The sequence below is a fragment of the Acidithiobacillus sp. genome, assembly GCF_027322205.1.
Classification (GTDB): domain Bacteria; phylum Pseudomonadota; class Gammaproteobacteria; order Acidithiobacillales; family Acidithiobacillaceae; genus Acidithiobacillus.
On the sequence record NZ_DAHVHY010000020.1, the window covers coordinates 1 to 11,479 of the forward strand.

The 11,479-nt window shown below is 60.0% G+C and carries 9 protein-coding genes; 4 read left to right on the top strand and 5 right to left on the bottom strand.

Translation table 11 applies throughout. The features are described from left to right. The 5 genes from truD to M7F93_RS04890 all read right to left on the bottom strand — a co-directional run. Positions 1–929 (bottom strand): tRNA pseudouridine(13) synthase TruD (gene truD / locus M7F93_RS04870; RefSeq protein ID WP_298169960.1); only part of this gene is annotated, 929 nt, incomplete at its 3' end. Beyond that, positions 922–1,401 carry a 2-C-methyl-D-erythritol 2,4-cyclodiphosphate synthase gene (gene ispF, locus M7F93_RS04875; RefSeq protein ID WP_298169964.1) on the bottom strand — a complete coding sequence of 160 codons (480 nt, stop codon included), beginning with the start codon at positions 1,399–1,401 and terminating at the stop codon, positions 922–924. The genes truD and ispF, both read right to left, overlap by 8 nt. A gap of 4 nt (positions 1,402–1,405) precedes the next feature. Next, on the bottom strand, positions 1,406–2,119 hold the full coding sequence (gene ispD, locus M7F93_RS04880) for a 2-C-methyl-D-erythritol 4-phosphate cytidylyltransferase (protein WP_298169967.1): 714 nt from the start codon (positions 2,117–2,119) through the stop codon (positions 1,406–1,408). 10 nt (positions 2,120–2,129) lie between these two features. Continuing rightward, entirely contained in the window at positions 2,130–2,717 is a 588-nt protein-coding gene (locus M7F93_RS04885) for a hypothetical protein (protein WP_298169970.1), read from the bottom strand. A 178-nt stretch (positions 2,718–2,895) separates the two neighbouring features. Further along, positions 2,896–4,155 (bottom strand): AAA family ATPase, encoded by a 1,260-nt coding sequence (locus M7F93_RS04890; protein ID WP_298169974.1) that lies wholly within the window; start codon positions 4,153–4,155, stop codon positions 2,896–2,898. Positions 4,156–4,523: 368 nt separating this feature from the next. Here M7F93_RS04890 and mfd point away from each other — a divergent pair, with 368 nt between their 5' ends. The 4 genes from mfd to gorA all read left to right on the top strand — a co-directional run bounded on the left by mfd (position 4,524) and on the right by gorA (position 11,436). Continuing rightward, on the top strand, positions 4,524–7,967 hold the full coding sequence (gene mfd / locus M7F93_RS04895) for a transcription-repair coupling factor (protein WP_298169979.1): 3,444 nt from the start codon (positions 4,524–4,526) through the stop codon (positions 7,965–7,967). Positions 7,968–7,969: 2 nt separating this feature from the next. Beyond that, the gene (gene serB, locus M7F93_RS04900; RefSeq protein ID WP_298169982.1) at positions 7,970–9,088 is read left to right on the top strand and encodes a phosphoserine phosphatase SerB; all 1,119 of its coding nucleotides are present in this window, start codon (positions 7,970–7,972) and stop codon (positions 9,086–9,088) included. Between the two features lie 141 nt (positions 9,089–9,229). Beyond that, entirely contained in the window at positions 9,230–9,973 is a 744-nt protein-coding gene (locus M7F93_RS04905; protein ID WP_298169985.1) for a glutathione peroxidase, read from the top strand. A gap of 113 nt (positions 9,974–10,086) precedes the next feature. Next, positions 10,087–11,436, top strand: coding sequence for a glutathione-disulfide reductase (gene gorA / locus M7F93_RS04910; protein WP_298169988.1), 1,350 nt, complete (start codon positions 10,087–10,089; stop codon positions 11,434–11,436). Positions 11,437–11,479: the final 43 nt, after the last annotated feature.

Here is an 11,479-nt window from a genome sequence, read left to right on the forward strand (position 1 = left end):
AAGGGACGCCGGGCGGCATCCAGTCCCTGTTCCGCAAGGCGTTGTGCCCAGTGCAGGCCATCGCCTGCTGCACCAACGATAATGGGTCCGGCACTCAGGGCCAATATCTCTAGCGCCGCGGCGGCGGCAGTCGGCGCCAACCCACCACGGCCCGGCAGAGGGCCGGTAGGATGCAGGTCCCAGTCGGCGGCGCGCACCTGCAGATCCGTCAGATCATCGTCCTCCGCCAGAAAAATGCTGTGCGAGCCCGCCAGTTGCACGACTTCACCCGGCAGAATCTCCGTCCAGTTAGCTTGCCGCACCCGCTCCGCAAGGACCAGATTGAACAGGGCGGAGCGGGCAGCGGACCAGAGCAGGCCGCGCCGATGGCGGTCTACCCGCATCGGCTGCCCGGATAACAGTCGCGCGGCCGCCTGCAAATTACGGTGCCCGAAGCGCTGGGCGCCAAAATAGTTGGGGAACCCACCTTGCGCGAGACCTTGCAGACGGGCGTCCCAGAGACTGTGCTCTCCCGTGGTGGCGCGCAGAATGAGCTGGAAGTGATTGCCACGTAACACGCCCCGACGCAATTTACGGTCATGGCGACCGATCTGCTGAAAACGCAGGCTGTCATCTTCCAGGCTAGTCCAGTCCGGATCAGGACCCGGCGTAGCCGGCACCGTAAAACTCTGCCGGGTAACGGCATGGCGATCCTTGAGACCGGCAAAGCCCACATCACGGACCGCCACCCCCGCGCAGCGCGCCAGGCGGTTGGCCACATCCTGGGTATTGAGGCCGCGCTTCTCTACCACCAGCCAGTGGTGGGCGCCCAAACCGGATGCGGCAAAGGGCAGCAGTTCCGTGACCTGAAAGTCTTCCGGAGTCTGTCGCAATTCGGCACCGAGCAGACCGCCCTCTGCGGGATAGATGCGCGGCGGACTTTCAGACATGCTGAATCAAAACGACGGCGTGGGCGGCAATGCCTTCACCCCGACCGGTATAGCCCAATTGCTCGGTAGTAGTCGCTTTGATATTGACCGCATCGAGCTCCACGACGAGGTCAGAGGCAATATGGGCGCGCATCTGTGGGATATGAGTTACCAATTTGGGACGCTGACAGACGATGGTCGCGTCCACATTGCCTACCGAAAAACCTTTCTCCTGAACCAACTGGTGACAATGCCGGAGCAGGAGCCGGGAATCTACGCCGGCGAAACGGACGTCGGTGTCGGGAAAATGGCGACCGATGTCGCCCAGGGCGGCCGCCCCCAGCAGCGCATCGCAGATGGCGTGAAGGAGCACATCAGCATCGGAGTGGCCGGCAAGGCCAAGTTTGTAGGGGACCGTCACACCGCCGAGAACAAGGGGTCTAGCCGTCACCAACGCATGTACGTCAAAGCCATGACCAATACGCAATTGCATGGGGTTACTCTTCTTCATCACGAGCGGCAAGAACGGCGGCTGCCAGCACGAGATCATCCTGCAGGGTGACCTTGATATTGTCACCATGCCCGTGAATCAAACGGGGGCGCCAGCCCTGCCATTCCATCGCCGAGGACTCATCGGTGATCTGCAGATTCTGTCCGCGCGCCGCTTCCAGAGCAGCCAGCAGGGCGCCGATGGGAAATGCCTGTGGTGTGAGAGCACGCCACAACCCCTCACGATCTACAGTGCCCAAGGAATGGTCATCCTCAGCACGCTTCAGCGTATCGGCAACCGGTACGGCGAGAAGAGCACCCTGGGGCGAATGCGCCAGACTGTCGAGCAAAAGTAACAGGTCTTCGCGACGCAGACAGGGCCGAGCGGCATCATGCACCAGCACCCAGTCGGACACCACTGCCCCCTGCCGCAGCAGGGCCTCCAGACCGAGGCGTACTGAATCCGCACGCAGAGCACCGCCGACGACAGGGGGCAGGAACGGCTCCTGCATGGGTCCCAGTAACTCCCGCCAGGCTCCTGTCGCAATATCCTCGCCCGGCAGAACCAACTGAATGCCGGCAACGCGCGGCTCCCGAAGGAAGGCCGCCAGGGTGTGGGCAATGACGGGACGGCCGCGCAGCAGAACGTACTGCTTGGCCTGCACAGCACCGAAGCGCTGTCCCCGTCCTCCTGCCGGGATTACCACCCAGACGCGCTCCATGTGAACCTCCTTATTTGTCTTCTTTTGAAATCAGATTTGGAATGTAGCGACAGGCAGATTGTGGAGATGCATGTCCACCAACAAATGATATCTGCTCACCAACATAAACATTCATCTGCGGCGGAACAATAGCGGTGGTGCGTACCCCGTAAGGCGCACCAGATGGGTGTACTACCGCCCTAAGATTATCCGTATATTCAGGATCGATTTTTCCATTAGCCAACTGCTCAGAGCGCGTAATAAGATTTCTGGCGATAGCTGGCGGAAGAAAACCAACGACTCTCCCGGATACTGGAGGTGGCACATTCAAGCGCACCCGCATTGGTCCATTGTCATTACAATTCTGGTCAGCCTCAAAGAGTTGGCTGCTTATCATTCCCTGGCGCGGCACCAACGGCGAGGGTGGTACTGATGGTGTCTGTGCCTGCGGACGAAGCGGCTTCAGAACAGGCTGCGGTTCGACCCTGACCTGTGCTGGCGCGGCGGTGTGCACAACGGGTTCTGGTAACTTGTTGGAGACGATGGGTTGCGGCGGCGACAGCGCTGCAGATGATTGAGGCTGCGCCGCGGCAACATGCTGGGCATTCTGGCTGGTCATCGGGGCCCTTGCGGACGGAGTCGCTGCTCCCCACTGCCACGGAGGATAAATAAAAGTCACCGATGCAAACAGTCCGGCACCTATGAGCGTCCATCGCCATAATGGAGCCTGTCGCCACAGATGACTGAAACTGCTTTTCAGCGATTTTTGCGGGCGGGGTCCGTCTATCATGGTTATTTCACTCTGGACACGCTACCGGCCTAGCGAAAACAACGCCTTGGCCTTCTATCAATGCCACACATCTGGCCCCCTGTTGTTTAGCCGCTATCAAAGAGTCGGCAATGGATTCTTCGATAGCACGCATGAGATCACGGGAAGAAGCCGTGTCGGCCAGTTTCTCCTGACGCTCCATTAACCGATACAGAATTTCCGGATCGATTCCCTGATCTGCTACCTGCAGTCCATAACCTTCGATCATCCGTTCTATTTCCAACGCGGTAACACGGGCTACATCCAAACCCGTCAACCGGGAGAAAACAAAAATCCGGTCAATCCGACTGAGCACCTCCGGCGCAAATCCTGATTCCTTCAAGGTATTCGTGGAGGCTCTGCGCATCTCGTCAGGCGCTTGGGAGTACTGCTGGCGAATATCCTCCAAGACATCAATAGCGGCATTGGTGGTCAACACAAAAATGGCTCTTGTGGTAGATATCTGTTTGCCATCAGAAGCCTCTGTGATAAACCCGTCGTTCCACGCCGTGAGAAATTTTTTATGGATTTCCGGATCGGCCTTCTCAATTTCGTCCAGCAACACGACAGCATCCGGGCTGTCACGCAGGCCACTGGTGAGCTTGCCGTAATTGTCTGATCCCACGTACCCCCTGGGAGACCCGAACAAGGCCGTCCCCGCCATCCCCCTGGAAAATTGTGTCATATCAATATGAAGAAGTTTCCGCCCCAGCTCCGTTGCCAGGCGCTTGCCCATGTATGTTTTACCCGTTCCCGGATTCCCCGCGAACAGAAATATCCCGACAGGCTTCCCACGCTGCTGGAGCGCCAAACGACGGCGAATCTGCGCCGCCAGATCGTCACAAATAGCATCCTGGCCGATCACTTTTGATTTGAGTGCATGGGAGAGGGCATCCGCATCAATAAAGGTCGCATCCGCGTTGGTGCTGAGGCGTTCTTCCAGGGCCACACGATTGGTCAGGCGATCTAGAATATCCATGATCCATCTCCTCCGCGATATGGATTGCGGTAATCGTCCGGCATGAGACATCAGACTCAACACCGCCAACACCCCAAGACCTATGAATAACAACAACACGACAACCCAGACGCCATAACGCACCAGCAGGTTCAGATGCGCGACAAAGGCGACTAGGCGTGATTGAATAAACGGCCAGTAAAGATGGAACGCTTTGGCGATCGCTAAAACCAAAACCATTAAGAAAAGTAGCGGCAAATAGCGGTTGATCACCGAAAGCAATCGGCCCATCCTTTACTTTTTCCTTTTGTTATTGTGATCTATGACCTTGACAGGTAGTTACCTGTCTGTGCATCCACTTGGCACTTGGCCACTGCTCAGTGTGATCTGAGCCCCCATTTTGCCGATCCTACGGCGGTCGCCCATCACATTAAACGATGCCCTGCCCACTTCGTCTCAAGGTTATCTCAGATTAACGTTCATTGCGACTGGTGCGCGCCCTCAGATTCTGGGCCGGGAGAGGGACCTTATGCTTTGGTGGCAACCGACAGGGGGCACAGGGCGAGAATTAGATTGTCGCTCGGTATCCCGTTTTGCAGTTTCCACAGCACCCCTTTACACTAGGACCCTTCAGAGTCCCCACATAAGATCAGACATTCTTGGATCGCAGTCTTTCTCTCGGCACCCCGCCGCGCGCCGGGGCGGCACGCGCATTTAGTCAAATTTACGGTGCTGCGGATAGCTGGCTGGCGGCGCAGATGGCGCGGCAGTGGCAGCGCCCGCTACTGATTCTGCTGCCGAACACCCGCGACGTGGAAGAATGGCGGCGCGAATGGCATTTTTTCGCACCAGACTTACCAGCGCCGCTGATTTTCCCAGACCGCGAAATCCTTCCCTATGATCGCCTGGCGCCTCCGGCGGATGCCACGGCCACCCGTCTGACCACCCTGGCGGCGCTGCCGGAATGGCGTGGCGTGTGCCTCGCCCCACTGTCCGCCGTCCTGCAGCGCCTACCGCCACGCAGCTTCCTCGACCAGCACGCTTTTGTCCTCGCCGTGGGCGACCACCTCAATCCAGAGGGTTTCCGTCAACGTCTGATCGATGCCGGCTATCGCAATGTCAGTGAGGTTTCGGAGGCCGGCGAATTGGCCTGGCGCGGCGGGATCATTGATCTCTTTCCCAGTGGCAGCCCCCTGCCCTACCGCATTGAACTCTTCGATAGAGTAGTGGAGAGCATCCGTGCCTTCGACCCGGAAACCCAGCGTACCCTGCAAAAGGTCGAGCGGGTCTCTCTGCTCCCGGCGCGGGAAGTGCCGGTGGACGCTGCCGCGCTGCAGGAATTTCGCAGCCAGTTCCGCGCCCGCTTCAGCGGTGACCCACAACGTGCCGAGATATACCGGGCGGCCAGTCGCGGACAAGTACCCCAAGGCGCCGAACATTATCTCCCGCTCTTCTTTCCCGAGAGCAGTCATCTGCTGATGCACTTTCCCAAAGACGGTATCATCTTTTTGCCCCCCGGCCTGGAGGCCTCCGCCCGGCATATCCGCCAGGACTGGCAGGAACGCCACGAGGAACGCGCCCACGATACCGCGTATCCCATACTGCCCCCGGACGAATTGCTTCTGACCCCCACTGAATGGGAAGACGCTTTGCATAGCCAGGCGCTGGTGCATGGACAACAGGAAGGCGACGCGGAACGTCTGCCGACCGCCCCCCTCCCCGATCTCCATGGCCATCCAGAAGCGCCGCTGGCCGCGCTCGACACTTTTCTGCGCCACCTGCCAACAGCAGGTCGGGTCATCCTCGCCGCCGAATCGCCGGGCCGCCAGGAGGCTCTCTCAGAACGCCTCGGCAAAGCGGGTCTGCTTCCTGTCCGCGTCCATGACTGGCCGGAGTTTCTGGCTGGTACGGAACGGATCGCCATCACCGTGGCGCCCCTGGAACGCGGCTTGCTCATCAAGGAAAATGGCTTGGTCAGACTGGCGCTGGTCTCCGAGGCGCAAATTTTTGGTGATCGCGTCTTTGCCCAGCGGCGCAGCACTAACGCCCGGCAGCGCAGCATTGAAGGCTTGGTCCGCGATCTCGGCGATTTACAGGCGGGTGACGCCGTTACCCATGAGGAATACGGCATCGGCCGTTTTCAGGGCTTGGCCACGCCCTTTGCCGCGCAGGGCGACATCAATGAATACGTGGTCCTGGAGTACGCCAACGGCGATCTCGTCTACGTCCCGGCGGATCATCTGGATCGTATTGCGCGCTATGTGGGTAACGGTGCGACGGAACCGGTACTCTCCCGCCTGGGCAGCAATCACTGGGAAAAGGCCAAGGCCAAGGCGCGGCAAAAGGCCATCGATGCCGCCAGCGAACTGCTGGATATCTATGCGCGCCGCGCGGCGCGCACCGGTCGGGCTTTTCCCGCACCCGATGACGCCTACTGGGAATTCGTGTCCCGCTTCCCCTTTGAGGAAACCCCAGATCAGCAGCAGACCATTGACGCGGTCATTGCCGACATGACCAGTCCCCACCCCATGGACCGCCTGGTCTGCGGCGATGTGGGCTTCGGCAAAACGGAGGTGGCACTCCGCGCGGCCTTTCTGGCGGCGCACAGTGGTGCGCAGGTGGCAGTGCTGGTGCCCACTACCCTGCTCGCCCAACAGCATTACGAGAACTTCCGGGACCGCTGCGCCGGACTGCCCCTGCGGGTGGAAGTGCTCTCCCGTTTCCAGAGTGCCAAAACGCACAAGCAGGTGCTCGCCGCCGTGGCCGCCGGGGAGGTGGACATCCTCATCGGCACCCATCGCCTGCTGCAAAAGGATGTCGCCTTCCACGACCTGGGCCTGCTGATTCTGGATGAGGAGCATCGCTTCGGGGTACGCCAGAAGGAACGGATCAAGGCCCTGCGCGCCGAGGTGGATATTCTCACGCTGACCGCCACCCCTATCCCGCGCACCCTGAATCTCTCGCTGGCCGGCCTGCGTGACTTATCCATCATCGCCACGCCACCCCAGCGCCGCCAGCCGGTACGCACCTTTGTGCAGATCTGGGATGATGCGACGGTGATCGAAGCCTGCCAGCGCGAGCTGCATCGCGGCGGTCAGGTGTATTTTCTGCATAATGAGGTGCGCGACATTGAGCGCATGGCCACCACTCTGCGCCGCCTGTTACCGGAAGCGCGCCTGCGCGTGGCCCATGGCCAGATGCCCGAGGGCGAGCTGGAAGCAGTGATGCTGGACTTTTACCATCAGCGCTTCGACATCCTCCTCAGCACCACCATTATCGAGTCAGGTATCGACAATCCCCATGCCAACACCATCCTCATCAACCGCGCCGACAAATTCGGTCTGGCCCAGCTCCATCAGTTGCGTGGCCGGGTGGGTCGCTCGCACCAGCGCGCCTACGCCTATCTGTTCACTCCGGACCCGCGCGCCATGAGCGACGATGCCCGGCGCCGCCTCGATGCCATCCAGTCCCTGGAAGATCTCGGCGTCGGCTTTGCCCTGGCCAGCCACGATCTGGAAATCCGCGGGGCGGGCGAGTTGCTCGGCGAGGAGCAAAGCGGGCACATGGATGAAGTGGGTTTCACCCTCTTTATGGAATGGCTGAACGATGCGGTGGAGGCCATTCGTGCCGGACATGATCCCCGCAGCCTGGAAGAACAGCGTGCCAGTGGCCCGGAAATCCATCTCAACACGCCTGCGTTGATACCCGGTGACTACCTGCCCGACGTGCACTTGCGCCTGCAACTTTATAAACGCCTCAGTGACGTGCGCAGTGATGCCGCCATTGGTGAGATCATGGTGGAGATGATCGACCGCTTCGGACCCATTCCTGCGCCGACCCGCACCCTGTTCTGCCAGACTCGGTTGCGCTTGAGCGCCCTCCAGATCGGCATCGCCCAGATCGACGCGGGTCCTGCCGGTGCCCGTCTGCAATTTGCCGCCGAAAATCAGGTGGCCCCTGAAAAAATCATCCAGCTCATCCAGCAGCCCCACAGTATCTACCAACTGGACGGCGAGCACCGCCTGCGCATTCGCCGCGACCTACCCGATGGTGAAGCGCGCTGTCAGGAATTATTGCAACTCATTGACCAACTAAGGATCTAGCCATGAGCAGCACACGCCTCGCCATTCTCAGCCCCGCCGCACACGGCCCCATGCAGCTCCCGGCCAGCATGGGGCAATTGGTGGCCCAAGTAGAAAGCCACCAGGAGGTCTGGGACTGCTGGCTGCAAAGCTGGGAACTGCCGGTCACCGTGGGCGAGATCGCGCCGTTTCTGGATGAACTCTCGCGGCAGGCACTGCATCAGGGGCGGGAAGTCATCTGGGCACCGATGAGCAGCGCCAGCAGCAGCGTGCGTCTGGTGCTGCATGGCGTGGGGCAACCCGAAGCACTGCGCCGGGCACTCACTACCCTGCATCTGCAAAATTTTATTCCCGGTCGCATACTGCATGGTCAGGGAGACGATTTGGCCCTCATTCTGCACGGACCCGATGGCCCGCTGGGCGCGGCCAACCATTGCCTCATCGAAGCCCTGGAGGGAATTTCTCTCGATGCCGCCGTGACCAGTCTCTGGGACCGGGGTCATTTTCGCCTCCTCCTGACCGATATGGATTCGACCCTCATCAGTATCGAGTGTATCGACGAAATGGCCGCTTATCTCGGTCTCAAGCGCCAGGTCGCCGCCCTCACCGAACGCTCCATGGCCGGCGAACTGGATTTCCAGAGCTCCCTGCGCGAACGGGTGCGTCTGCTCGCTGGCACACCCGCGGACACCATCGACGCAATCATCCGCGAACGGCTCTCCCTCAGCCCTGGAGCCCGCGAGTTGGTCGCTGCAGCCAAGGCGCAGGGCGTCGAGGTCGGTGTTGTTTCTGGTGGTTTCACGCAATTTGCCCGACATCTTCAGGAAACACTGGACCTCGATTACGCCTTCGCCAATACCCTGGAGATCATCGACGGACAGATCACCGGCCAGGTGCTCGGTGACATCATCGATGCCGCCGCCAAAGCCGATATCCTCGATCTGCTGGCCGCCGGCTTAGGCACCGATGCCGGCCATTGCATCGCCATCGGCGACGGCGCCAACGATCTGCCCATGATTCGCCGGGCGGGAGTCGGCATCGCCTACCATGCCAGGGCGGTCATTCGCGCTCAGGCGGATTTCCAGATTCGCTATGGGGGTCTCGACACCGCGGCCGCCTACTTGGGCTGGAGCACCGCCTGATCTGTATGTTCCAGCCGCCCAATTTGATACTTGATTTTATTTTAGACTTTGTCTACAATCATCCCATGTGCGGTAAGACTCCCCCACGCACATCGGGTACCGGCAATCGTACCGCAACTGTAGCGCAAACAGGAGACGAAGATGAAACTCACCAGCATCGAAGGCCAAAGCATTCCCCAAGTCGTATTCCACACCCGCGACAACAACCAGTGGCGCGACGTCAGTACCGACGATCTTTTCAAGGGCAAAACCGTCGTCGTATTTTCTCTACCCGGCGCCTATACCCCGACCTGCTCATCCAGCCATCTGCCCCGCTACAACGAACTCGCGCCGACCTTTCGTGAAAATGGCGTCGATGACGTTCTCTGCGTATCCGTGAATGACGCCTTTGTCATGGAAGCCTGGGCCAAGGATCTGGCGGTCGAAAACATCCATCTGATTCCCGATGGCAATGGCGAATTCACGGAAGGCATGGGCATGCTCGTGGACAAGAGCGAACTCGGCTTCGGCAAACGCTCTTGGCGCTACTCCATGCTGGTAAGGAACGGTGTCATCGACAAGATGTTTATCGAGCCCGACAAGCCCGGTGATCCCTTCGAGGTTTCTGATGCCGACACTATGCTCCACTACCTCAACCCCGAAGCACGCGACCCAGAGTTCATCACCCTCTTCACCCGTGAGGGCTGCCCGCACTGTGCCCGCGCCAAGGCGCTCTTGAAGGCGCATGGCATGGCCTTCGAGGAGATCAGGACCGGTATAGGCACCGGTGTCAGCTCGCGCACCATTCGCGCGGTGAGCGGACGCTCCACCGTGCCGCAAGTCTTTGTCGGCGGCAAACACATTGGCGGCGCTGACGACCTGGAGAAATACTTCGGCGAAAAGTAAGCGTATAGTAGGAACAAGGACGGACACACTCCGGGCCGTTGTCGACGCGAGCAAACAGCCGCCGCGACGTCGGCCCTTTTGTTTCGTTTAATCCCTAGCAAAAGAGAGATGCCATGACGCAATCCTATGATCTCATTGTCATCGGCGGGGGCAGCGGCGGCATCGCCATGGCCAACCGCGCCGCCCGCTATGGAGCAAGCACCGCGCTGGTCGCCGCCGGTCCATTGGGCGGCACCTGCGTGAATGCAGGCTGCGTCCCCAAAAAAATCTTCTGGAATGCCGCCCACCTTGCCGGACAGATGAAAATGGCGGAAGAATACGGCTTTGATGCCGTAGCACTCCGTTTCCACTGGGAACTCCTGAAGCAGCAGCGCGACGCCTACATCGGGCGACTCAATGGCCGCTATGCCCAGGGCCTGAATGGTAATGGCGTTACCTTGATTCGCGGGCATGCCCGTTTCTCCGGCGCGCATCAGGTCCGTGTGGATGACAATACACTAGAAGCCGAGCATATTCTGATTGCCACGGGCGGACAGCCGGTCTGGCCCGACATTCCGGGTGCCGAACTGGGCATCACCTCAGACGGGTTTTTTACCCTCGAAAAGGTACCGCGCTGTGTTGCCGTGGTCGGCGCAGGTTACATCGCGGTGGAGCTCGCAGGGGTACTCAACGCTCTCGGCAGCGACGTTTCTCTGGTTATGCGTCGCAAGCATTTCCTTAACGATTTCGAGCCGATGCTACGCGAAAATCTCATGGATGCCATGCTCCATCAAGGTATCAGTCTCCTTGCCCAACGCCAGGTCCGGGAAGTGGAAAAACGCGCCGATGGCTTGTGCCTGCACTTTCAGGATGGTGACTGCCTCGGTGGGCTGGATGCCATCATCTGGGCTATCGGTCGCCGCCCGAACAGCGCCGACCTTGGCCTGGAGCTCGCGAACATTGCCGCTGACCCGCAAGGTTTTATCCCCGTGAATGCTTTCCAGAATACCCAGGCATCCGGCATCTATGCGGTTGGCGATGTCACCGCCGGCCCTGCACTCACGCCCGTCGCCATCGCCGCTGGCCGTCGTCTCGCCGACCGCCTCTTCGACGCCCAGACAGAGCGTCATCTCGATACCCATCTGGTACCCACAGTGATCTTCAGTCATCCCCCCATCGCGACCATCGGGCTCAGCGAGGCAGCCGCCCAGAAACAATATGGAGAAGAAGCGGTCAAAATCTACCAGACGGCCTTCACCCCGCTGCTCCGCGCCTTTTCGGTGGAACCGGAAAAAACCGCGATGAAGCTGGTCACGGTGGGCCGGGAGGAAAAGATTGTTGGCCTGCATGCCATCGGTGACGGTGTGGACGAAATGCTTCAGGGTTTTGCGGTAGCCCTGCGCATGGGCGCGACCAAACAGGATTTTGATGACACCATTGCCATCCATCCCACCAGCTCCGAGGAATTCGTCACCATGCGCTGACGGCTTCCGCAATGTGCCGGCAGCAGAGGATGCCATAGACGCG

Coding starts and splice junctions, on each gene's coding strand:
- ispF (WP_298169964.1), bottom strand. CDS start 1,401: ATGCAATTGCGTATTGGTCATGGCTTTGACGTACATGCGTTGGTGACG.
- ispD (WP_298169967.1), bottom strand. CDS start 2,119: ATGGAGCGCGTCTGGGTGGTAATCCCGGCAGGAGGACGGGGACAGCGC.
- M7F93_RS04885 (WP_298169970.1), bottom strand. CDS start 2,717: ATGACCAGCCAGAATGCCCAGCATGTTGCCGCGGCGCAGCCTCAATCA.
- M7F93_RS04890 (WP_298169974.1), bottom strand. CDS start 4,155: ATGGGCCGATTGCTTTCGGTGATCAACCGCTATTTGCCGCTACTTTTC.
- serB (WP_298169982.1), top strand. CDS start 7,970: ATGAGCAGCACACGCCTCGCCATTCTCAGCCCCGCCGCACACGGCCCC.
- M7F93_RS04905 (WP_298169985.1), top strand. CDS start 9,230: ATGAAACTCACCAGCATCGAAGGCCAAAGCATTCCCCAAGTCGTATTC.
- gorA (WP_298169988.1), top strand. CDS start 10,087: ATGACGCAATCCTATGATCTCATTGTCATCGGCGGGGGCAGCGGCGGC.